The organism is Paenirhodobacter ferrireducens (assembly GCF_004022265.1).
GTDB classification, from domain to species: Bacteria; Pseudomonadota; Alphaproteobacteria; order Rhodobacterales; family Rhodobacteraceae; genus Rhodobacter; species Rhodobacter ferrireducens.
On record NZ_SAVB01000013.1, the window covers coordinates 1 to 22,111 of the forward strand.

20 protein-coding genes and 2 pseudogenes are annotated in these 22,111 nt (G+C 68.4%); 12 read left to right on the forward strand and 10 right to left on the reverse strand.

Annotation, left to right across the window (positions count from 1 at the left end; all coding sequences use genetic code 11):
- A pseudogene (locus tag EOW65_RS10625) lies at positions 1–183 on the reverse strand (IS256 family transposase); the annotation flags it as partial.
- A 102-nt stretch (positions 184–285) separates the two neighbouring features.
- On the opposite strand from EOW65_RS10625, the pseudogene EOW65_RS10630 reads away from it, so the two are divergent.
- Positions 286–624 (forward strand): annotated as a pseudogene (locus tag EOW65_RS10630) (transposase); the annotation flags it as partial.
- A gap of 181 nt (positions 625–805) precedes the next feature.
- On the opposite strand, the gene EOW65_RS10635 reads toward EOW65_RS10630, so the two are convergent.
- Complete coding sequence (locus EOW65_RS10635) at positions 806–1,783, reverse strand: LacI family DNA-binding transcriptional regulator (RefSeq protein WP_128149266.1); 978 nt, start codon at positions 1,781–1,783, stop codon at positions 806–808.
- Between the two features lie 173 nt (positions 1,784–1,956).
- On the opposite strand from EOW65_RS10635, the gene ptsP reads away from it, so the two are divergent.
- The 3 genes from ptsP to EOW65_RS10650 all read left to right on the forward strand — a co-directional run bounded on the left by ptsP (position 1,957) and on the right by EOW65_RS10650 (position 7,345).
- Entirely contained in the window at positions 1,957–4,506 is a 2,550-nt protein-coding gene (ptsP, locus tag EOW65_RS10640) for a phosphoenolpyruvate--protein phosphotransferase (RefSeq protein ID WP_128149268.1), read from the forward strand.
- A complete protein-coding gene (locus EOW65_RS10645) occupies positions 4,503–5,468 on the forward strand; it encodes a 1-phosphofructokinase family hexose kinase (protein WP_128149270.1) in 966 nt (321 codons plus the stop codon). Before ptsP ends, EOW65_RS10645 begins: the two co-directional genes overlap by 4 nt.
- A gap of 131 nt (positions 5,469–5,599) precedes the next feature.
- Positions 5,600–7,345 carry a PTS fructose transporter subunit IIBC gene (locus tag EOW65_RS10650; RefSeq protein ID WP_128149272.1) on the forward strand — a complete coding sequence of 582 codons (1,746 nt, stop codon included), beginning with the start codon at positions 5,600–5,602 and terminating at the stop codon, positions 7,343–7,345.
- Positions 7,346–7,457: 112 nt separating this feature from the next.
- Here the strand turns inward: EOW65_RS10650 and ychF are convergent, their stop codons facing one another.
- Positions 7,458–8,555: a redox-regulated ATPase YchF gene (gene ychF, locus EOW65_RS10655; protein WP_128149274.1), complete on the reverse strand. Its 1,098-nt coding sequence runs from the start codon at positions 8,553–8,555 to the stop codon at positions 7,458–7,460.
- Between the two features lie 136 nt (positions 8,556–8,691).
- Here ychF and trpA point away from each other — a divergent pair, with 136 nt between their 5' ends.
- Positions 8,692–9,483: a tryptophan synthase subunit alpha gene (gene trpA, locus EOW65_RS10660; RefSeq protein WP_121532718.1), complete on the forward strand. Its 792-nt coding sequence runs from the start codon at positions 8,692–8,694 to the stop codon at positions 9,481–9,483.
- Between the two features lie 178 nt (positions 9,484–9,661).
- Positions 9,662–10,825 (forward strand): alpha-hydroxy acid oxidase, encoded by a 1,164-nt coding sequence (locus EOW65_RS10665; protein WP_128149276.1) that lies wholly within the window; start codon positions 9,662–9,664, stop codon positions 10,823–10,825.
- Here the strand turns inward: EOW65_RS10665 and EOW65_RS10670 are convergent.
- Positions 10,816–11,715 carry a bifunctional helix-turn-helix transcriptional regulator/GNAT family N-acetyltransferase gene (locus EOW65_RS10670; RefSeq protein ID WP_128149278.1) on the reverse strand — a complete coding sequence of 300 codons (900 nt, stop codon included), beginning with the start codon at positions 11,713–11,715 and terminating at the stop codon, positions 10,816–10,818. The two genes, EOW65_RS10665 and EOW65_RS10670, sit on opposite strands and share 10 nt — an antisense overlap.
- Positions 11,716–11,919: 204 nt before the next feature.
- Here EOW65_RS10670 and EOW65_RS10675 point away from each other — a divergent pair, with 204 nt between their 5' ends.
- Together EOW65_RS10675 and EOW65_RS10680 are read left to right on the forward strand one after the other, a co-directional pair.
- Positions 11,920–12,531 (forward strand): 50S ribosomal protein L25/general stress protein Ctc, encoded by a 612-nt coding sequence (locus tag EOW65_RS10675; RefSeq protein WP_128149280.1) that lies wholly within the window; start codon positions 11,920–11,922, stop codon positions 12,529–12,531.
- 250 nt (positions 12,532–12,781) lie between these two features.
- Entirely contained in the window at positions 12,782–12,979 is a 198-nt protein-coding gene (locus tag EOW65_RS10680) for a hypothetical protein (protein WP_128149281.1), read from the forward strand.
- Between the two features lie 80 nt (positions 12,980–13,059).
- Here EOW65_RS10680 and EOW65_RS10685 read toward each other — a convergent pair whose 3' ends face one another.
- Positions 13,060–13,485, reverse strand: a complete 426-nt coding sequence (locus tag EOW65_RS10685) for a rhodanese-like domain-containing protein (protein WP_240664631.1) — start codon at positions 13,483–13,485, stop codon at positions 13,060–13,062.
- Here EOW65_RS10685 and EOW65_RS10690 point away from each other — a divergent pair.
- On the forward strand, positions 13,472–14,101 hold the full coding sequence (locus tag EOW65_RS10690; RefSeq protein ID WP_206364057.1) for a helix-turn-helix domain-containing protein: 630 nt from the start codon (positions 13,472–13,474) through the stop codon (positions 14,099–14,101). The two genes, EOW65_RS10685 and EOW65_RS10690, sit on opposite strands and share 14 nt — an antisense overlap.
- On the opposite strand, the gene EOW65_RS10695 is transcribed toward EOW65_RS10690, so the two are convergent.
- From EOW65_RS10695 to EOW65_RS10705, 3 genes are read right to left on the reverse strand one after another with little or no spacing between them, the layout of a single operon-like run.
- Complete coding sequence (locus tag EOW65_RS10695) at positions 14,094–15,374, reverse strand: TRAP transporter large permease (RefSeq protein ID WP_128149284.1); 1,281 nt, start codon at positions 15,372–15,374, stop codon at positions 14,094–14,096. The two genes, EOW65_RS10690 and EOW65_RS10695, sit on opposite strands and share 8 nt — an antisense overlap.
- Before the next feature lie 10 nt (positions 15,375–15,384).
- Positions 15,385–15,930, reverse strand: a complete 546-nt coding sequence (locus EOW65_RS10700; protein WP_240664633.1) for a TRAP transporter small permease — start codon at positions 15,928–15,930, stop codon at positions 15,385–15,387.
- Positions 15,927–16,946 carry a TRAP transporter substrate-binding protein gene (locus tag EOW65_RS10705; RefSeq protein WP_128149285.1) on the reverse strand — a complete coding sequence of 340 codons (1,020 nt, stop codon included), beginning with the start codon at positions 16,944–16,946 and terminating at the stop codon, positions 15,927–15,929. Before EOW65_RS10705 ends, EOW65_RS10700 begins: the two co-directional genes overlap by 4 nt.
- A 483-nt stretch (positions 16,947–17,429) precedes the next feature.
- On the opposite strand from EOW65_RS10705, the gene EOW65_RS10710 reads away from it, so the two are divergent.
- The 3 genes from EOW65_RS10710 (at position 17,430) to EOW65_RS10720 (ending at position 19,246) form a co-directional block, all read left to right on the forward strand.
- Entirely contained in the window at positions 17,430–18,080 is a 651-nt protein-coding gene (locus tag EOW65_RS10710) for a 3-oxoacid CoA-transferase subunit A (RefSeq protein WP_128149286.1), read from the forward strand.
- Positions 18,081–18,092: 12 nt separating this feature from the next.
- Positions 18,093–18,746 carry a 3-oxoacid CoA-transferase subunit B gene (locus EOW65_RS10715; protein ID WP_128149287.1) on the forward strand — a complete coding sequence of 218 codons (654 nt, stop codon included), beginning with the start codon at positions 18,093–18,095 and terminating at the stop codon, positions 18,744–18,746.
- A 92-nt stretch (positions 18,747–18,838) separates the two neighbouring features.
- Positions 18,839–19,246: a cytochrome c family protein gene (locus EOW65_RS10720; RefSeq protein ID WP_128149288.1), complete on the forward strand. Its 408-nt coding sequence runs from the start codon at positions 18,839–18,841 to the stop codon at positions 19,244–19,246.
- A 90-nt stretch (positions 19,247–19,336) separates the two neighbouring features.
- On the opposite strand, the gene EOW65_RS10725 is transcribed toward EOW65_RS10720, so the two are convergent.
- Together EOW65_RS10725 and parE are read right to left on the reverse strand one after the other, a co-directional pair.
- Positions 19,337–20,008, reverse strand: coding sequence for a hypothetical protein (locus EOW65_RS10725; protein ID WP_128149289.1), 672 nt, complete (start codon positions 20,006–20,008; stop codon positions 19,337–19,339).
- Complete coding sequence (parE, locus tag EOW65_RS10730) at positions 20,001–21,959, reverse strand: DNA topoisomerase IV subunit B (RefSeq protein WP_128149290.1); 1,959 nt, start codon at positions 21,957–21,959, stop codon at positions 20,001–20,003. The genes EOW65_RS10725 and parE overlap by 8 nt, the downstream gene beginning before the upstream one ends.
- Positions 21,960–22,111: the final 152 nt, after the last annotated feature.

Here is a 22,111-nt window from a genome sequence, read left to right on the forward strand (position 1 = left end):
GCCCGCGCTGGCCGTTATACTGCGCCAGCCGCTCGGGGTCTTCTCGCCGTAGTCGGTGCAGGTCTTGGCGCCGACCTCCAACTCCCTCAGACGTTCGGCCGCAAAGCCGATCCTCTCACGCGGCAGATCGGCATCTCCGTTCCTCTTCAGGAGCGCGCGGAGATCCATCATGGGGTTGGTCATCGGGGCTGTCCTTCGGGGCAGGCTGGTTGTCGCAACCCGACCCTGCCGGGAACCCCGATGGCCACGAACACCTATAACCACGACAACGGACCTCACCCTGAGCGCCGGTATCGCAAGGTTCACTTGGCGATGGACGGGGCCACTGGCGACATCCGCGCCGTCGAGTTTACCCCGGGCCGTGAGGGCGACAGCCCGGCCCTTCCGGGGCTCCTGGAGCAGATCCCGGCGGGCCAGGAGATCCGCACCGTGACAGGGGGGCGGCGCCTTCGACACCCGGCGGTGCCATGCCGCGATCCGGGCACGTTGGGGGAGGGCAACATTCCAATCAGCAGCAACGGTCGCTTGTGGAAGGAGGATTGCCCTGCCGCCCTGGCCCGGAACAACATCCTGCGGGCGGCCCGGCGCCTCGGCCGGACGATCTGGACGCGGTGGTCCGGCCACCAGCCCGACGAGTCGATCGCGCGCGGCGAGCTTGCACTGTGCGCCCCGGGGTCTGGCCCGCATGACGCGGGAGATCGCCACAATCGTCAAGGGGGTAGACGGCCTCATCGGGTCCATCTTCGTCGGGCTGCCCTGCCACTTCCCGGAGCCTTCTGCGTGTTGCCTGCGGGCGCTCCGCTTCTCAGACCGGCGCCGTCGAGCCGCGCACGATCAGCTCGCCGGCCAGCACCACCCGCCGTGGCCGCATCTTTGCGGCGCCGATCCGGGCGAGCAGCGCCTGCATCGCCTCGCGGCCGAACTCCTCGACCGGCTGGCGGATCACCGTGATGCCCGGATCGACGAGGTCGGTCCAGACCTCGTCGTCGAAGCCCGCAAGCGCCAGTTGGGCCGGAATCGCGATCCGGCGCTCGTGGCACAGTTTCAGCGCGGCGCGCACGAACAGACCATTCGACAGGATCAGCGCATCGGGCATCTCGCGCTCGAGCAGTTCCGCAAGCGCCGCGTGTCCGGCGTCGAAGCTCGGCAGCGAGAGCGCGCTGCGCGCCGGCAGGCCGTGACGCTCGAGTGCCGCCTCGACCTCGGCGCGGCGTTCCATGCCGGTGGCGGAGGTCGAGCCGAACAGGCCCGCGATCCGCCGCCGCCCCGAGGCGACGAGATGATCGACCAGCTCGGCCGAGGCGCGGGCATTGTCGAGCACGATGCTGTCGAAATCGGTTTCCGGCATGGCGCGGTCGACCAGCACCACGGGCCGGCCGACGCGCGCCAGCGCGGCGGGCGAGAGATGGCGTGTCGGCGTCATAATCAGCCCGCTCACCCGTTCCTCGGCCATCAGTTCCAGATACATCGCCTCGCGCGCCGGATCCTCATCGGTGTTGCACAGCAGCACCCGCATGCCGGCGGCATAGGCGGCATCCTCGACCGCGCGACTGAGCTGGGTGAAGAACGGGTTGCGGATGTCGGCGACGATCAGCCCGACCGCCATCGAGCGTTGTGAGCGCAGTTGCCGCGCGGCGAGGTTGGGGCGGTATCCGGTGGCGAGAACGGCCGATTCGACCCGGCGCAGCACCTCGGCACTGACCGGACCCTTGCCGAGGGCACGAGAGACTGTCGAGGTCGAAACCCCCGCGGCCCGGGCGACATCCTTGATGCTGACGCTCATGTCACTGCAAACGTTTCCAGTTTCTGGCTGCGCGGAACATGCCATGTTTTCAGTGATTTCGCAATGAAATAGCGCAGGCGCGCTACGGCCTTTGCAGGTGCGGCGGAAAATATTGTGGGAACGTTCCCACTGGCGTGTTATTGTGTCGTCACGCAGTGGCTGGAGGAGCGCCAATGTCCCTTTCCCATGATCCCGGGCTTTTGCCCCGCGAATTGATCCGTCTGGATGCGAAGGTCGCCGACAAGGCCGACGCGCTGCGACAGGCGGCGGCGCTTCTGGCGGCCGCGGGTTGCACCCGGCCGGGCTTCGAGGCCAGCATGGCCAAGCGCGAGGCGGCGGCGGACACCTTCCTTGGCCGCGGCATCGCGATCCCGCATGGCATACTCGACGAGCGCGACCTCATCCAGCGCGACGGCATCGCCGTGCTGCAGGTCCGCGACGGCGTGCGCTGGAACGAGGGGCAGACGGCGCAGCTGGTCGTGGCGATCGCGGCGCGCTCGGACGCGCATATCGGCATCCTGCGCCGGCTGACCCGGCTGATGCAGGACGTGCCGCGGCTTGAACGCCTGTCCCGCACCGAGAATGCCGACGAAATCATCGCGGCACTGGCGGGCGACGAGGGCGCGGCGCCGGCCGCCGCCCCGGCGACCGACCTCGGGCAAAGCTTCGACTGGGTGCTCGACTATCCCTCGGGGCTGCATGCGCGCCCGGCGACCGAATGGGCCGAGACGGCGCGGCGCTTCTCCTCGCGCATCCGCGTGCGCCATGGGGCCGAGGCGGCGGATGCGCGCAACATGCTGTCGCTGCTGCAGCTTGGGCTGAAGGCGGGGGACGCGCTGACCTTCTCGGCAGAGGGGCCGGATGCGGCCGATGCGCTCTCGACCCTGCGCATCGTCGTCGCGGGCCTGTCGGCGCGCGAGAAGGCGCAGGCCGCGCAGGCCGAGGCGAAGCGGGCGGCGGCGCAGGCCGCGGGCGGCTGGCAGCCGGTGCAGGCCCCCGATGTCGACGATGCGCGGGTGATCGACGGGGTGTCGGCCGCGCCGGGGCTGGCGATCGGGCGGCTCCACCGGCTCGAGACCGGGCCGACCGAGATCCCCGATGCCGAACCCGGCAAGCCCGAGGATCTGGCCCGTGCCGCCGACCGTCTGCATGCAGCGCTAGCCCGGGCCCGCGAACAGTTGCGCGCGCTCGCCGATGACACCGCCCGCCGGCTGGGCGAGGCCGACGCCGGCATCTTCCGCGCCCAGGCCGAGTTGCTGGGCGATCCGGCGCTGGTGATCCATGCCTCGCAATCCCTCGTCGACGGCCATGGCCTCGCCTGGTCGTGGAACCGCGCGATCGAGGAGGCGGCCGAGCCGATGCGCCGGTCTGGCAACGCGATCCTCGCGGGCCGCGCGGCCGACCTGCGCGACGTGGGGCAGCGGGTGCTTGCCCTGATCGACCCGGTTCTGGCGCGTCCGACCCCGGCCGAGCTGCCCGAGGGCACGATCCTGATCGCCGACGACCTGACGCCCACCGACACCGCCGGGCTCGATCCCGCGCGGGTGCGCGGCCTTGTGACCGCGCAGGGCGGGCCGACCTCGCACAGCGCGATCCTTGCGCGCACGCTCGGCCTGCCGGCGGTGGTCGGCGCGGGCGCCGCGCTGTCGCGGCTGACCGATGGCGCCGAGGCGATCGTCGACGGCACCGGCGGGCGGCTCTATCTCGAGCCCTCCGAGGCGGATCTGGCCTCGGCCCGCACCTGGATCGCGGCCGAGGAGGGGCGGCGCGAGCTGGATGCCGCCGCCCGCGCGCTGCCGGCGGCCACCACCGACGGGCACCGCATCGAGATCGGCGCGAACATCAACCTCGCCGAACAGGCGCCCTTCGCGCTTGCCCAGGGCGCCGAGGGTGTCGGGCTGATGCGCACCGAGTTCCTGTTCCTCGAACGCGCCGAAAGCCCGACCGAGGAAGACCAGTATCAGGCCTATCGCGCGATGGCCGAGGCGATGGGGGACCGGCCGCTCGTCATCCGCGCGCTCGACATCGGCGGCGACAAGCAGGTCTCCTATCTCGACCTGCCGCGCGAGGAGAACCCCTTCCTCGGCGTGCGCGGGGCTCGGCTTCTGCTGCGCCGGCCGGAACTGCTGGTGCCGCAGCTGCGCGCGCTCTACCGCGCCGCGCGCGATGGCGCCCGGATCTCGGTGATGTTCCCGATGATCACCTCGGAACCCGAGCTGATCGCGCTGCGCGAGACGGCGGGGCGGATCCGCGCCGAGATGAAGGCGCCCGAGATCCCGCTCGGCATCATGATCGAGGTGCCCTCGGCGGCGCTGCTCGCCGATCGGCTGGCGCGGCACGCCGATTTCTTCTCGATCGGCACCAATGACCTGACGCAATACACGCTGGCGATCGACCGGCAGAACCCGGTGCTGGCACCCGAGGCGGACAGCCTGCACCCCGCGGTGCTGGCGCTGATCGCGGCGACGGTGAAGGGCGCGCATGCGCATGGCCGCTGGGTCGGTGTCTGCGGCGGGATCGCGGGCGATCCCTTCGGGGCGGGGCTGCTGACGGGGCTTGGCGTCGACGAGCTGTCGATGACGCCGCGCGACATTCCGGCGGTGAAGGCACGGCTGCGCGGTGCGGCGCTGCCCGAGTTGCAGGCGCTGGCCGAGCGGGCCCTGGCGATGACCGACGCCGATCAGGTGCGCGCGCTCGCCCTCGATCCGCAGGTGGCGTCATGAGCGCCGACCTTCATACCGTCGCGCTGAACCCGGCCGTCGATCTGACCGTGGGGCTTTCGCAGCTGGTGCCGGGCGAGGTCGCCCGTGCCCGCTCGGCCCGCCACGACCCGGGCGGCAAGGGGGTGAACGTCGCCTCCTGTCTCGCCGACTGGGGCGGGCGGGTCGCCATTCATGGCCTCCTTGGTGCCGAGAATGCCGCGCGCTTCGAGAAGCTTTTCGCCGCGAAGGGGATCGCCGACCGCATGGTGCGGCTCGCGGAACCCACGCGCACCAACATCAAGCTGCTGGAAGAGGGCGGGCGCACCACGGACGTCAACCTGCCGGGCTTTTCCGCCTCGGCCCGCGATCTGGCGGCGGTGGCCGACAGCCTTGCGGATGTGGGGAAGGGCGCGCTGGTCGCGATCTCGGGCAGCCAGCCGCCGGGGCTTGACGATGACGCTTCGGCTCGGCTTGCGGGAGGGCTTGCCCGGCGCGGCGCGCGGGTGATGCTCGATGTCTCGGGCGCGCCGCTGCGCGCGGCGCTGGCGCTGCCCACCGATGCCGCCCCCTTCGCGATCAAGCCGAACCGGCACGAACTCGAGGACTGCCTCTGCCGGCCTCTGGCCGTGCGCGCCGATCTGGTCGCCGCGGCGCAGGGGCTGCTTGATCGCGGCATTGCGCTCGTTGTCGTGTCGCTGGGCACCGAGGGGGCGATCTTCGTCGGTCGCGAGGCGGCTGTCCATGCGGCCCCGGTTGCGCTCTCGCACGGGTCGACCGTGGGGGCGGGCGACGCGATGGTTGCGGGGATCGTCTCGGCGCTGGCCGAGGGGCTGACGCTCGACCGGCTGGCTCAGCGCGCCACCGCCTTTTCGGTGGGCAAGCTGCGCAACGCCGGTCCCCACCTGCCCGAGAACACCGAGCTGCGGTCGCTGGCAAGTGCGGTGCCGGTGCGCCCGCTTGCGGCGTGGCTCGCCGAGGGCTGAGCGGGATTGCGGCCGGGGAGGGAGACCCGGCCGGAGGAAAAGGGCGCGCCGCCCACGGGCGGTCGCCGAGGCGGGAGGTCCGGGCCCCGACGGGGCAGGGCAGAGAAGACACTGGAGGACAGGAGGAAGAAATGTCCGATATCGTGGCCGTGATCGGCGCCGAGACCTTGGCGACGCACGGGATGCTGGCGCGCGAAGCGCTGAAGAAGGCCGCGGCCGGGCTGGGCCGCGCGATCAAGGTCGAGTTGCACATGCCCGAGGGCGTGAGCGATCCGCTCGATGCCGCGACGGTGGCGGGGGCGGCGAAGGTGCTGCTGGTGGGCGAACTTGCGGCCGATCCGCGCTTCGAGGGCAAGCAGGTGCTGCGCGCGACGCTGCAGGAGGTGCTCGATGCACCCGCCGCGGTGCTCGGCCGGCTCGAGGGCGCGGCCTCGGCGCCGGGCGTCGGCGCCGGGCTGAAGATCGTCGCGATCACCTCGTGCCCGACCGGCATCGCGCATACCTTCATGGCGGCCGAGGGGCTGCAGCAGGGCGCGAAGGAGATCGGCGCCGAGATCCGGGTCGAGACCCAGGGCTCGGTCGGCTCCGAAGACGCGCTGACGGCGGCGGAGATTGCCGCGGCGGATCTGGTGGTGATCGCCGCCGACCGGCAGGTCGAGCTGGGCCGCTTTGCCGGCAAGCGGGTGTTCCAGTCGCAGACGAAACCCGCGATCAACGACGGCGCCGGGCTGATCCGCCGCGCCATCGCCGAGGCCGCGGTGCTGTCGGGCGGGCAGGAAGATACCCCCGCCGAGGCGCAAGGCGGCGCCGCTCCGGCGAAGGCCGGTGGTGCCGCAGGGGTCTACAAGCACCTGATGACCGGCGTGTCCTTCATGCTGCCCTTCGTCGTGGCGGGCGGCATCCTGATCGCCATCGCCTTCGCGCTTGGCGGCATCTATGTCTATGACGACGCGCATCAGGGCACGCTCGGCTGGACGTTGTTCCAGATCGGCGCGAAGGGCGCCTTCACGCTGATGGTGCCGGCGCTTGCTGGCTATATCGCCTTCTCGATCGCCGACCGGCCCGGCATCGCGCCCGGCATGACCGGCGGTGTGATCGCCGGCACGATCGGCGCGGGCTTCATCGGCGGCATCCTTGCAGGCTTCATCGCCGGCTATGCGGTGCTGTGGCTGAACCGCGCGATCAAGCTGCCGAAGACGCTGCAGGGGCTGAAACCCGTGCTGATCCTGCCGCTTCTGGGCGTCTCGATCACCGGGTTGCTGATGTTCTATGTGATCGGCAAGCCGACGGCGGAACTCCTCGCCGCGCTCACCACCTGGCTGCAGGGGATGCAGGGCGCACAGGCGGCGGTTCTTGGCGCGGTGCTCGGTGGGATGATGGCGGTCGACATGGGCGGGCCGATCAACAAGGCGGCCTATGCCTTCGGCACCACGCTGATCGCCGCGAACGTGACCGAGCCGATGGCTGCGGTGATGTGCGCCGGCATGACGCCGCCGCTTGCGCTCTCGATCGCGACGAAGCTCTTTGCCAATCGCTTCACCCCCGAGGAACGCGAGGCGGGCAATGCGGCTTTCGTGCTGGGTCTGTCCTTCGTCACCGAAGGCGCGATCCCCTTCGCCGCGCGCGACCCGTTCCGGGTGATCCCGTCGCTGATCGCGGGCTCTGCGGTGGCCGGTGCGATCTGCATGGCGATGGGGGTTCAGCTCAAGGTGCCCCATGGCGGCATCTTCGTGCTGCCGATCCCGAACGCGGTGGGCAACCTGCCGGGCTTCGTGATCGCGATGCTGGCGGGCACGGCGGTCTCGGTCATCGCGCTGCGGATCGTCAAGCCGCGGCTTGCAGCCGCGGGCGCCCCCACCCAGCTGAAGGCCGCCTGAGCGCGGCCCTCGGACAGATCCTCCCCGGTCGCCCGGGCGTCTTGCGCGGATCTCGTGCGGGGCGTCCGGGCGGCGCCGTTTGCGCCCCCCGGGATGTCGGGACCGGAAGGGCTCAGGCGTTGAACAGGAAGTGCAGCACGTCGCCGTCCTGGACTTCGTAGGTCTTGCCCTCGACGCGGAACTTGCCCGCTTCCTTGGCGCCGGTCTCGCCCTTGTATTTCACGTAATCCTCATAGGCCACGGTCTCGGCGCGGATGAAGCCACGCTCGAAATCGCCGTGGATGACGCCCGCCGCCTGCGGCGCAAGCGTGCCCTTGCGGATCGTCCAGGCGCGGGCCTCCTTCGGGCCGACGGTGAAATAGGTCTCGAGGCCAAGAAGCTGATAGCCCGCCCGGATCAGACGGTCGAGGCCGGCCTCGTGCAGGCCGAGCTCCTCGAGGAACATCGTCGCTTCCTCGTCGTCGAGCTGGCTGATCTCTTCCTCGATCTTGGCCGAGATCACCACCGAGGCGGCGCCCTGTTCCTGCGCCATCTGCGCGACCTTCTCGGACAGCGCATTGCCGGTGGCGGCCTGCGCCTCCTCGACGTTGCAGACATAGAGGACCGGCTTCGCGGTCAGCAGCTGCAGCATGTTCCAGGCCTTGCGATCATCCTCGACGATCTTGACGGTGCGCGCGGGCAGGCCCTTTTCGAGGACCTCCTTCGCGGCCAGCATCAGACGCGCGTCTTCCTTCGCCTGCTTGTCGCCGGCGTTGATCTTGCGCGCGAGGTTCGCCAGACGCTTCTCGAGGCTCTCGAGGTCGGCGATCATCAATTCGGTCTCGATCGTCTCGGCATCGGCGATCGGGTCGACGCGGCCCTCGACATGGGTGACGTCGCCATCCTCGAAGCAGCGCAGCACATGGGCGATGGCGTCGACCTCGCGGATGTTCGCGAGGAACTGGTTGCCGAGGCCCTCGCCCTTCGAGGCGCCCTTCACCAGGCCCGCGATGTCGACGAAGGTCATCCGGGTCGGGATGAGCTGCTTCGAGCCGGCGATGGCGGCCAGCGCCTCGAGCCGCGCGTCGGGCACCGCGACCTCGCCGACGTTCGGCTCGATCGTGCAGAAGGGGAAGTTCGCCGCCTGCGCCGCGGCGGTCTTGGTGAGCGCGTTGAACAGCGTCGACTTGCCCACGTTCGGGAGCCCGACGATCCCCATCTTGAAGCCCATGATCTTGCCCTCTCGCTCATCCGCTGTTGCGGGCCTCTTACGCGGGCGCGCGTTGCATGGCAAGCCGCGCCCCTTTCGGCATTGATTTTCCCGCATCCATGCCGCAAACCCGGGCGGACAGAGCAGGGGACCGCACATGACTCGCATCGATGCCAGATTTGCCGCGCTGAAGGCCGAGGGGAAGAAGGCCTTCGTCGCCTATATCATGGCGGGAGACCCGGACATCGAGACCTCGCTCGCGGTGATGAAGGGGATGCCCGCGGCGGGCGTCGACGTGATCGAGCTGGGCATGCCCTTCACCGATCCGATGGCGGACGGCCCGACGATCCAGCTGGCCGGTCAGCGCGCGCTGGATGGCGGCCAGACCCTGCAGAAGACGCTCGACATGGTGGCCGAGTTCCGCAAGACCGACGACGTCACGCCGATCGTGATGATGGGCTATTACAACCCGATCTATAACCGCGGCAGCGAAAAGTTCGTGGCCGATGCGCTGAAGGCCGGCGTCGACGGGCTGATCGTCGTCGACCTGCCGCCCGAGGAGGATGCGGAGCTCTGCATCCCGGCGAAGAACGCGGGGCTGAACTTCATCCGCCTCGCGACGCCGACGACCGATGACAAGCGCCTGCCGAAGGTGCTGCAGAACACCTCCGGTTTCGTCTATTACGTCTCGGTCACCGGCATCACCGGCAGCCAGGCGGCGCAGGCGGGCGATGTCGGCCCTGAAGTCGCGCGGATCAAGGCCTCGACCGATCTGCCGGTGGTGGTGGGCTTCGGCATCTCGACGCCCGAGGCCGCGCGCACCATCGCGGGCGTGGCCGACGGCTGTGTCGTCGGCTCGGCGATCGTGAAGCTGGTGGGCGAGGGCAAGTCGCCGGCCGAGGTTCTGGCGCGCGTGGCCGAGCTGGCCGCGGGCGCGCATTCGGCCTGAGGCCTTCTCGGGGCCCCGCGCAGGGGGGGCTGTCTGCCCCCCTCTGCCTTCGGCATTCACCCCCCGAAGGTATTTTCGGCAAGGAGAAAGCCGGGCGGTGAAAGGCGAGGCTTTCCGGCGGATTGATCTTTCTCGCTTGAATTGGTAAGGCGACATTACCAGAAGCGGAGGGTTTTCCATGGCCGTCATCACCTGCATCGCCGATCTGAAGGAGCTGCACCGCAAGCGCACGCCGAAGATGTTCTTCGACTATTGCGAGAGCGGCTCCTACACCGAACAGACCTTCCGCGAGAACATCTCGGATTTCGCGCAGGTCCGGCTGCGGCAGAAGGTGGCCGTGGACATGTCGGGGCGCAGCACCGAAAGCGCGATGATCGACCAGAAGGTGGCGATGCCGGTGGCGCTGGCCCCGGTCGGGATGACCGGCATGCAGCGCGCCGACGGCGAGATCAAGGCGGCACGGGCGGCGGCGAAATTCGGCGTGCCCTTCACCCTCTCGACGATGTCGATCTGTTCGATCGAGGATGTGGCGGCGCAGTCGCCCGCGCCGTTCTGGTTCCAGCTTTACGTGATGCGCGACGAGGATTTCGTCGATGCGATCATCGAGCGGGCGAAGACGGCGGGCTGTTCGGCGTTGGTGCTGACGCTCGATCTTCAGATCCTCGGGCAGCGCCACAAGGATCTGAAGAACGGCCTGTCGGCGCCGCCGAAGCTGACCCTGCCCAACATCGTCAACATGGCGACGAAGGTGCAGTGGGGGCTTGAGATGCTGGGCACGCCGCGGCGCTTCTTCGGCAATATCGTCGGCCATGCGAAGGGGGTGAACGACCCGTCCTCGCTGATGACCTGGACCGCCGAACAGTTCGATCCGAAGCTCGACTGGTCGAAGATCGCGCGGATTCGTGACCAATGGGGCGGCAAGCTGATCCTGAAGGGGATCCTTGACGCAGAGGACGCGCGGATGGCGGCCGATTTCGGCGCCGATGCGATCGTGGTGTCGAACCACGGCGGCCGGCAGCTGGACGGGGCGCTGTCGACGATCCGCATGCTGCCCTCGATCCTCGCCGCCGTCGGCGACAGGACCGAGGTTTTCCTCGACAGCGGCATCCGCTCGGGTCAGGACGTGCTGAAGGCGCTGGCGCTCGGCGCGACCGGCACGATGATCGGCCGTGCCTTCATCTATGGTCTCGGGGCCATGGGCGAGGCGGGCGTGACCGCTGCGCTCGAGATCATCCGCAAGGAACTCGACACCTCGATGGCGCTGTGCGGCGAGCGCGACGTGAAGGCCCTGCGGCGCGAGAACCTGCTGGTGCCCGAGGGCTTCTTCGACAGCTACGCCTGAGCGAGGCGCTTCTCGAAGAAGACATCGGGATAGGGATCGTCGTTGAAGCGCGCGATCTCGGTCCAGCCGGTGGCACGGTAGAGCGCGATCGCCTCGGGCAGGGCGCTGTTGGTGTCGAGCCGCAGCAGCGCGATGCCGAGACCCTGCGCCGCCGCCTCGGCGCCGTCCATCAGCCGGCGGGCGAGACCGAGCCCGCGTGCCGCCGGCGCCACCCAGAGCCGCTTGATCTCGGCATAGCCCGCATCGGTGCCCTTCAGCCCGACGCAGCCGAGCGCCAGCCCGTCCGACATCGCGACGATGAAGGCGCCGTGGGGCGCCATCATCGCCTCGGCCTGCGGATCGCAGGAGAGCGAGACGTCGAAGCTGTGCGGCAGGCGCGCGGCCAGCTCGGCGTAATAGGCCTGCAGGCAGCGGAGCGCCTCGGGGCTGCGCGGGTCGCAGACCTCGAGCGTGGTTCGGTCGCGCCCGAGCGCCGAGCCGATCAGGTCCATCGCGGCGAGCAGCGCCCCGGGATCGGGGTGAGTGGCAAGGATGCCTGCGGCCTGGGCATCCGACAGCCGCTCGTATTCGGCGAATTCCGCGGCGCCGGCCGGGGTCAAGTGCACCACCCGGCGGCGGCTGTCCTGCGCGTCGGCGGCGGTCGCGACCAGCCCCTCGGCCTCGAGCCCGCGCAGGAGCCGGCTCATCAGCCCCGAATCGAGGCCGAGATAGGCGCGGATCTCGCCCAGATCGCTGCGGCCCTGACCGATTGCGTTCAGCACCCGCGCCGCGCCAAGCGGCCGGCCGCGGTCGAGGAAGGAGGTGTTGAGCGCGCCGACGGCACGGGTGATGGCGCGGTTGAAGCGGCGCACGCGGGCGACGGCATCGGGTGGGGGCGGCGGAACGGGCATGATGTCTGACCTTTGTCTGGCATTTTGCCTGACTTATGTCAGATGAATTCCGCATGCAATCCCCGTCGTCGCTGGGCAGGGTGCAGAGCCGGCGCCGCGGGCCACTTTTGCCTTGCCAAACTGGGCTTTTCGGCTTATCCGCACCGCCTCATGGGCCCGCACCCTTGGAGGCGGCCCGAAACGCCAGATGTAAGGAATTCCCAAATGGCTAAAGAGATCGAAACGATCGAAGCCGTCGTGCGCACGGGGACGGGCAAGGGGGCCGCTCGCGCTGCACGTCGTCAGGGCATGGTGCCCGGCATCGTCTACGGTGACGGCAAGGAGCCGGTCGCTCTGAACTTCGACTACAACAAGCTGCTGACCCGCCTGCGCAAGGGCCGCTTCATGTCGACCCTCTTCAACCTGAAGGTTGAAGGTCAGGAAGACGTGCGCGTGATCTGCCGCGGCGTGCAGAAGGATGTGGTCAAGGATCTGCCGACCCACATCGACTTCATGCGTACCCACCGTGCCTCGCGCATCAACCTGTTCATCCACGTGAACTTCGACAACGCCGAGGCCGCGCCGGGCCTGAAGCGTGGCGGCACCCTGACCGTCGTGCGTCCGGAAGTCGAACTCGAGGTGCTGGCCGGTGACATTCCGGATCACATCACCGTCGACCTGACCGGCAAGCTGATCGGTGATGTCATCCACATCAACGACATCGCGCTGCCGGAAGGCTGCAAGCCGACCGTCGACCGCAACTTCGTCGTCGCCAACATCGCGGCGCCGTCGGGTCTGGTCTCGGCCGAAGCCGCCGAAGGCGAAGCCGAAGCCTGATTTCGGCTCATGTGCTTTGCACGAACGCCGGGCCCTGTGCCCGGCGTTTCGCATTTCCGGGGGGCGGATCTCAAAATCCGACTGTTTTTCTTTCCCTGGAAACCTTGATGAAATCAGTCAACTAATTGGAATCGTTGAATTTTTCTTGACGGCGGCGAGTCGGGGGCGTAGTTTGCCTTCAGACAGCCAGCCAGCCTTGATGCCCGCCAGCCATCCGCGACCTGCAATCCAGCAAGCCAAGGAGGCGATCATGGCGCATCAATCCTGCAACGCCTGCGTGTTCTACGAAGACCACGTGGCAAACTCCCCCAGCCAGCTCGACGACGGCGGCCTGTGCCGCGCGAATCCGCCTGTCACCCAGAAGGACGACGACAGCCGTGGCCTGTGGCCGGTGGTGAAGCCGAACGACTGGTGCGGCAAGTTCACCAACCTCTTCGCCGCCGAGTGACGGCAGTGCAGGCGGCCCCCTCGGGGGCCGTGCGACGGGGCGGCCCTCACGGAGCCGCCCGTGCCGTTTTGGCCAGAGGGTCAGGCGGCGGGGCCGGTGGCGAAGGCGAAGCCCTCGAACTCCCAGCCCAGGATCCCGCCCAGCATGATCTTCACCGGCCGCCCGAGCCGCGCCAGCGCCAGCGCCGCCTGTTCGGCCGCGTTGCAATGCGGGCCCGAGCAATAGACGACGAAGAGCGTGTCGGCGGGCCAGCCGGCCAGCCGTTCGGCGCTCAGCTGCCGGTGCGGCAGGAAGATCGCGCCCGGCACATGGCGGTGGGCATAGGTCTCGGGCGTGCCCATCACATGCAGCAGCACGAAGCCTGGTTCGGGCAGGGCCATCGCATCATGCACGTCGTGGCAGTCGGTGTGCAGTGCGCAGTGCAGCGACAGCGGCGCGATCAGGCTTTCGGGCGCGGGGGCGCGGCTTGCCTCGATCTGCTCGGGCGCCTTCTTGCTGGCCGCCACGGGGCTGCTCGATGGCCGGCGGGCGGTGACGCATTGGCGCTATGCCGAGGCGCTGGCGGCGCGCTTTCCGGCGCTGCGGGTGGAGCCCGACGTGCTCTTCGTCGACGAGGGGCAGATCCTGACCTCGGCGGGCTCGGCCGCGGGGATGGACCTTGGCCTGCATATCGTGCGGCGCGACTTCGGCGCCGAGGCCGCGAACCTTGTCGCGCGGCGCCTTGTCATGCCGGCCTCGCGCGAGGGCGGGCAGGCGCAGTTCCTGCTGCGCCCGGTGCCGCGCGCGGGGGAGGGCGGGCGGCTGGCGCCGATCCTCGAGGCGCTGACGCGCGATCTGGCCGAGACGCCCGTGGCGCGGGCGCTGGCGGCGCGGGCGGGGATGTCGGAGCGCACCTTCCTGCGCCGCTTTGCCGAGGCAACGGGCACCACGCCGGCACGCTATCACGCGCAGGCGCGGCTGGCGCGGGCGGCAGAGCTTTTGGAGACCTCGGAGGCGCCGCTCGAGACGGTGGCCGAGGCGGCGGGGTTCGGCTCGGCCGCGGTGCTGCGCCGCGCCTTCCACGCCCGCTACGGGCTTTCGCCCGGGGCGTGGCGGCGGCAGTTCGGCCGCGCCCTCAGGTGAGGAAGAGCACCAGCCCCGGCACCAGCGTCAGAAGCGCGATGCGGATCGCATCGGCGACGATGAAAGGCGCAAGGCCGCGGAAGATCGTGCCGAGCGCCACGTCCGGCACCACCGAGCGCAGCACGAAGGCGTTCAGCCCGACCGGCGGGGTGATGTAGGAAATCTCCGTCACCACCACCACGAAGATGCCGAACCAGATCAGGTCGAACCCCTGCGCCGCGACGATCGGGTAGAACACCGGCACCGTCAGCATGATCATCGACAGGCTCTCGAACACGCAGCCGAGCACCAGATAGATCAGCAGGATCAGGAAGATCACCCCCCAGCGGTTGCCGCCGAAGGCCTCGAGGAAGGCCTGGATGTCGCGGGTCATGCCGGAGAGGTTGACATAGTTCGAGAAGGTCAGCGCCCCGAACAGGATGAAGAACATCATCGCCGTGGTCTTCATCGTGTCGTAAAGCACGTCGATCAGCGCGCCCCAGCTGAAGCGCCGCGACAGAATCGTCAGAAGCAGGGCCCCGCCCGCGCCCATGCCGGCACTTTCGGTGGGGGTGAAGACACCCAGATAGATCCCGCCCATCACATAGACGAAGAGCAGCAGCGCGCCCGCCGTGCCCTTCAGCGCCAGGATGCGGTCCCTGAGCGGCAGCTTCGGCTCGACCGGCAGATCGTCCTTGCCCGTGGCCACGGAAAAGCGCACCGCCATCGCATAGCCGAAGATGCCGAGGAGGCCGGGGATGATGCCGGCAAGGAACAGCTTGCCGATGTCCTGCTGTGTCATGATCCCGTAGAACACCAGGATCACCGAGGGCGGGATCAGGATGCCGAGCGTGCCGCCCGCCGCGATCGAGGCGGTCGAAAGCCGGTCGGGATAGCCGAAGCGCCGCATCGACGGGAGCGCGATGCGCGTCATCGTCGCCGCGGTCGCCATCGACGAGCCGCAGACCGAGCTGAAGGCGCCGCAGGCGATCACCGTCGCCGTCGCGAGCCCGCCCTTGCGGTGGCGCAGCCAGGCATAGGCGGCGTTGTAGAGCTCGCTCGCGATGCCCGATTGCACCACGAAATTGCCCATCATCAGGAACAGCGGCAGCACCGACAGCGAATAGTCGCGGCCATTGTCGAAGAAGGTCGAGCCGAGCAGCGCCATCGCCGGCGCCCAGCCGATGATCGAGATCGTGCCCACGAGCCCGATCGCGGTCAGCGCAAAGGCGATGGGCACGCCGCCCAGAAGCAGCACGAGAAGGATCGCGATGCCAAGCTGCCAATGTTCCATCATGTCCCCGTCACTTGCGACGCAGGCCGCGCAGCGCGGCGGAAAGGGTGAAGGCCGCGCCGATGGCGCAGCAGGTCGCGGCCAGATAGCCCAGCGGCGCGATCGGCAGGCGCAGCGAGTTCGTTGCCCCGCCATAGCCGGCGATCTGCCCGGCATAGACCCAGATCCGCCAGGCGACGACGCTCAGCATCGCCGCCGAGACCAGTGCCGCCAGCAGCTCGCGCCAGGGCTGGAGGCGGGACGGCAGATGTTCGGTCACGATGTCGACGGTGACGTGGTCGCGGTCGAGGCTGACCGCCGGCAGGCCGAGGAAGATCACCGCGGCCAGCATCATCTCGGTCAGCTCGGTCGCGCCGGTGATCGGAGCGCCGAGCAGATAGCGGCCGAGCACGTCGGCCACGGTCAGCCCCATCATCGCCAGCAGCATCGCGCCGCAGATCGCGGCCAGCACCAGCCGCGCGCGGGTGCGGCGCACCGGCGCGGGCTCGGGGTGGCGACCCGAGGACGGGTCGGTCTCGGGGGTGCGGAGGAAGACCTCCGCAGCCTTGTCGCTCACTTCGCCGCCTCTTCCTTGGCGATCTCGTCCTTCAGCATCGCTTCGGCGGCGTTCGCGTCGATCCCGGCCGAGGCGGCCTCGGCAAGCTTCGCGTCGACGAGCGGCTGCAGCGCGGTCTTCCAGGCGGCGATCTGCGCCTCGGTCGCGGGCTCGATCGCGATCTTGCCGGCCATCGCCTCGCGGCCGAGCGCATCCTGGCGGTCCCACATCTGCCCGGCCATCCGGGCCAGCGCCTCGCCGGTGACGCTGTCGATCTGCGCCTGTTCCTCGGGCGTCAGGCTGTCCCATTTCGCCTTGTTCATCACGATGTAGAACGAGGTGTTGAAGAGGCCGCCCGGCACCGCCACCGCCTTCTTCAGCTGCGGGATCAGTTTGAAGTAGTTCACCGATTCATAGGGGAAGGTGATGCCGTCGGCGACGCCCTGGCTGAGCAGCTCATAGGCCTTCGACGACGGCCCTTCGACCGGCGCCGCGCCAAGCGCCGAGACGATCTCGTGCACGATGCCGCCGCCGACGCGGATCTTCTTGCCCTGCAGGAAGTCGGGCGAGGAGACGTCGCCGTCCTTCATGAAGATCTCGCCCGGGCCGTGGCTGAACACGGCAAGCACCTTGACCTGATCGTATTCGCCGGCGGGCTTGAGGAGTTTTTCCCACACTCGCCAGTAGGCGACCGAGACATCCTCGGCGCTTTCGCCAAGGAAGGGCAGCTCGACCACGTTCGTGGTCTTGAACCGGCCGGGGTTGTAGCCCTGCACGCCGAAGGTGATGTCGGCGACGCCGTTCACCGCAAAGTCGAAATGCGCGCCGGGCGGCCCGAGGGGGGCGGGCAGGATCGTCGCCTTCACCTCGCCATGCGTCGCCTCGGCGATCTTCTCGGTCATCGGCACGATCACCTCCGACACCAGCGGATGCGACGGCGGCAGCCAGTTTGCCACGGTCAGCGTGGTCTCGGCGCCGGCCGGCGCCGCCAGCGCCAGAAGGATCGCGGTGCCGGCGGAAAGGAGGTGTTTGCCCATGTGTCGGTTCCCTGCTGCATGACACCGGCGCGCGACGCGGAGGGGGAGCCTCTGGACGCGGCCGGCAAGGTCTTCCCGACAAGTGTTAGAGCATGAATTCACAAGGGTCCATGGCGCGGATGCGTCCGCAGCATCCCCATGCCCTTTTGTGCGGCGATGCACAAACTGGCGGCGGATCGGGCCCTTGCATCGGAGGAGGAGAGGCTTCATGTAGGGGAGGTGAGGCGCGGCCCGGAGGGGCGGCACTGGAGGAGAGCGAGGCGGACCCTGCGGCCGGAATTTTGCCGGCAGGAGGGAAGCGCGCGGTGGCATCTTCGGCAGATGGCGGATCCGGAACGGAGGCTGCGCCCGGTGACGGGCGACGGCTTTTCCGGTCGTGGCGCCCCCGTCGCGGTGAAAGCGGATGGCCTCCGGGGCGCGGGGCAGCACAGAGGAGCACGGCGGAACCGGCAGGGGCCGAGGCCGCCGCGGAAAGGAAGCTGGATGAAGGGTGCGCTGAAACCGGAGGCCGCGGCAGAGCGGATTCCCGACGGTGCGAGCCTGCTGATCGGCGGGTTCATGGGGGTGGGCACGCCCGAGCGGATGATCGACGCGCTGGTGGCGCGGCAGGCCCGCGACCTGACGGTGATCGCCAATGACACGGCGAACCCCGGGCGCGGCATCGGCAAGCTGATCACTGCGGGCGCAGTGCGCCGCGTCGTCACCTCGCACATCGGGCTGAACCCCGAGACCCAGGCGAAGATGCTCACTGGCGAGATCGTGGTCGAGCTGGTGCCCCAGGGCACGCTGATCGAGCGGATCCGCTCGGGGGGCGCGGGGCTTGGCGGGGTGCTGACGCCGACCGGGCTCGGCACCGAGGTCGAGGAGGGCAAGCGGGTGATCGAGGTCGAGGGCAAGCGCTTCCTGCTCGAGCTGCCGATCACCGCCGATTTCGCCCTGATCGGCGCGCATCAGGCCGATTACATCGGCAACCTGACCTATTCCCTGACCGCGCATAACTTCAACCCGATCATCGCGCTTGCCGGTCGGGTGGTGATCGCCGAGGCCGAACATTACCTGCCGGTGGGGGCAATTCCGCCCGATGCGGTGAAGACGCCGGGCGTGCTCGTCGATCACTTGCTGATGCGCGGCTGAGGAGGAACACAGATGAACGCGAAGGAACTGATCGCGCGGCGCATCGCGCGGGAGATCGCCCCCGGGACGCTTGTCAATCTTGGCATCGGCCTGCCGAGCCTGGTGGCGCGCTACGTGCCGGCCGAACGGGGCGTGTTCTTCCAGGCGGAGAACGGGGTGATCGGGCTCGGTGGCCTGCCGCCCGAGGGGCTCGAGAACCCGAGCCTGACCGACGCCGGGGCGGGCTTCGTCTCGCTGCAGCCGGGGGCGGCCTCGATCGACAGCGCGATGAGCTTTGCGCTGATCCGCGGCGGCCATGTCGATGCCACGGTGCTCGGCGGGTTGCAGGTGGACGAGGCGGGGCAGCTGGCGAACTGGATGGTGCCGGGCAAGATGGTGCCGGGCATGGGCGGCGCGATGGACCTTGCCACCGGCGCCGCGCGGGTGATCGTCGGCATGCAGCATTCGGCCAAGGGCGAGTCGAAGATCGTGCGGCGCTGTACGCTGCCGCTGACCACGTTGCGCCGGGTCGATCTGCTGGTGACCGAGCTTGCGGTGATCGAGCCGACGGACGCGGGGCTGGTGCTGCGCGAACGCGCGCCGGGCGTTTCTGTCGAGGCGGTGCTGGCCGAGACCGAGGCGGCGCTGATCGTGCCGGACGAGGTGCCCGAGATGGTTCTCGCCTGAGGCCTGCCCGGGGCCGGGGGCGCGGCGGGACGCCGGCTTGCCCCCGCCCGCCCGGCGTGCTTTGCTTGTGGCGAAACCAAAGGAAGACCCCGATGCGCGCCCTGATGCTGATCGCCCCACTCGCCCTTGCCGCCTGCCTGCCGCCGGCGGCCGAGCGCGTGCCGACGCCCGCCGAGGATTACGCGAGCTATTGCGCGGGTTGTCACGGCAATGGCCGCGATCCGGGCCCGATCGCCCGGGAGCTGAAGCTGAACCCGACGCCGCTTGCCGATCTGACCACGCTGAACGAGGGCGTCTTCCCCGAGGCACGGGTGATGTCGAAGATCGTCGGCTACAAGGAACACGGCGAGATGGTCGGTGCGCAGGCGGGCGACATGCCCCCGTTCGAGGCGCTGACCGAGGGCCAGGTGGTGCTTTACGACAGCGGCGACGGCATCCCGACGCCCACGCCGCTGCGGCTGGTCAAGCTGATGGAATACGTCAAGGCGATGGAGAAGTGAGGCGGCGGAGCGTAGCTGCAAGGCAATACGCTTTTGCCTAAAGCTTCAAATCAACGATCTGCCGGTCTTGAGTTCGCAACGTGCTTTAATCTAGAAAAACCAATCACTTCTTTTTTGGGGAGGGTCTTCTAAGAGCGTGGAATCCCCCAGAGAGGAACTGGCCCCTTCCAGCTTTTTCTGGGCCCAGATGATGAGCTTCTTAACCGCGCAGTGATTTCTGTAAAATGTACCGTAATCCAGCGCCTTGTAGTTGATGTCCTTTTTCTCTGCGTTGTCTTGGTGGATGGCAGAGTCGCGTGGGTATACGACATCTTTATTTAACTTTATCGGATTATTTCTATTATCGTATGTCTCGCCGAATATTTCGCTGGATGCAATCTTGCGCCAAGATTCTTCGGCGGGATTTCGTCTTTTAGATTCCGCAGAAAAGACCCCTTCGTAAAGAGCATAAGCGTCACATATGAAGGCGCGGATGAACCCTTTTTCTATGGAGGGGCTAAGCGTTTTTGCGGCGTTTCCGCCAGCGTTTTCAGCTTCCGCATTTGCTATGATAAGCGCTGCGTAAACCTCCAGGGCCATGCAATAGTGCTTTGCATTGTTCCTGATGGCAGAAAAATTACTCTCTGGGAAAACTCCCTCCCAGAGTTTTTCCCAGTTCGTGCTGTAGGAGACTGTATAGCTGTCCCCGGACGGTGCAGTTTTTTCTGAAGGCTCAAGGTAGAGCCTGCGCATTCCAGCTATTGAGCTCTTCCCCTCAGACATCCAGCTCTTCCACGAAGCGCGCGTTTTCCGTGATGTACTGGAAGCGCAGCTCGGGTTTCTTGCCCATCAGCCGCTCGACCAGATCGCCGGTCTCGCCGGCGAAGTCGTCGTCGATCGTCACCCGGATCAGCTTGCGCGTCTCGGGGTTCATCGTCGTGTCCTTCAGGTCCTTGGCGTCCATCTCGCCCAGACCCTTGAAACGCTGCACGTCGATCTTGCCCTTGCCGCCCAGGCCCTTGGCCAGCATCGCCTCCTTCTCGGCATCGTCCGAGACATAGACGCGCTTCGCCCCCTGCGTGAGGCGATAGAGCGGCGGGCAGGCGAGGTAGAGGTGGCCCTTGTCGATGAGCGGCCGCATCTGGGTGAAGAAGAAGGTCATCAGCAGCGAGGCGATATGGGCGCCGTCGACATCGGCGTCGGTCATGATGATGACCTTGTCATAGCGCAGATCGTCGACGCGGAACTTGGTGCCAAGGCCGACGCCAAGCGCCTGCGCGAGGTCGTTGATCTCCTGGTTCTGGCCGAGCTTGGAACTGGCCGCACCCAGAACGTTCAGGATCTTGCCGCGCAGTGGAAGCAGCGCCTGATGGGTGCGGTCGCGCGCCATCTTGGCCGAGCCGCCGGCCGAGTCGCCCTCGACCAGGAACAGCTCGGTCCCCGAGCGGTTGGTGGCCGAGCAGTCGACCAGCTTGCCGGGCAGGCGCAGCTTCTTCGTCGCGGTCTTGCGCGAGGTTTCCTTTTCCTGCCGGCGCCGCAGTCGCTCCTCGGCGCGCAGCACGAGGAAGTCGAGGATCGCGCCCGCCGATTTCGGGTCGGCCGCCAGCCAGTTGTCGAAATGGTCGCGCACCGCGCTTTCGACCCATTTCGCGGCCTCTTCCGTGCTCAGCCGGTCCTTCGTCTGGCCGACGAAGGAGGGCTCGCGGATGAAGATCGAGATCAGCGCGCAGCCGCCCGTCAGCATGTCCTCGCGGGTGATCTGCGCGGCCTTCTTGTTGTTCGAGAGGTCCCCATAGGCGCGGATCCCCTTCAGGATCGCGTTCCAGAAGCCCGCCTCATGCGTGCCGCCCTCGGGCGTGGGCACGGTGTTGCAATAGCTGTGGATGAAGCCGTCGCGCGCCGGCGTCCAGTTGATCGCCCATTCGACCGAGCCCGGCACGCCGAATTTCTCCTCGAAGGAGACGCGGCCGGCGAAGGGGCGCTCGGCATAGGTCGAGGTGCCGGCGAGCACCTCGTTCAGGAAGTCGGAAAGCCCGTTCGGGAAGTGGAAGGTCGCCTCCAGCGGCGTGTCGCCATCGGCAAGCGCGCTTTTCCAGCGGATCTCGACGCCCGAGAACAGATAGGCCTTCGAGCGCGTCATCTTGAACAGGCGCGAGGGCTTCAGCGCGAGCGAGCCGAAGATCTCGGGGTCGGGGTGGAAGGTGACCGAAGTGCCGCGGCGGTTCGGCGCGGCGCCGAGTTTCTCCACCGGCCCCTGCGGCACGCCGCGCGAGAAGCGCTGTTCATAGAGCTCCTTATTGCGCGCGACCTGCACCACCATCAGGTCGGAGAGCGCGTTGACCACCGAGGAGCCGACGCCGTTCAACCCGCCCGAGGTCGAATAGGCCTTGTTCGAGAACTTGCCGCCGGCGTGCAGCGTGCACAGGATCACCTCGAGCGCCGACTTGCCGGGGAATTTCGGATGCGGGTCGACCGGGATGCCGCGGCCGTTGTCGGTGACGGTGACCGAGCCGTCGGCGTTCACGTCGACGCCGATGCGGGTGGCATGGCCGGCGACCGCCTCGTCCATCGCGTTGTCGAGGATTTCGGCGACCATGTGGTGCAGCGCGCGCTCGTCGGTGCCGCCGATATACATGCCCGGACGCTTGCGCACCGGCTCGAGCCCCTCGAGCACCTCGATCGAGGAGGCGTCATAGGTCTCGGACGGCTGCGCGGAGAGAAGATCGTCGGCCATGCTGCTCGCTTTCCTTCTTGGGTGTGGAGGTCAGGGATAGCGCAGCTTGGGCAGGGGGGGCAAGCCGGGGGGGGGGGGCCCCCCCCCCCCCCCGCCCCCCCCCCGGGGGGTGTTGGCCCAATAAAAAGCGGGGGGGGGGGTGCCGGGTGCCG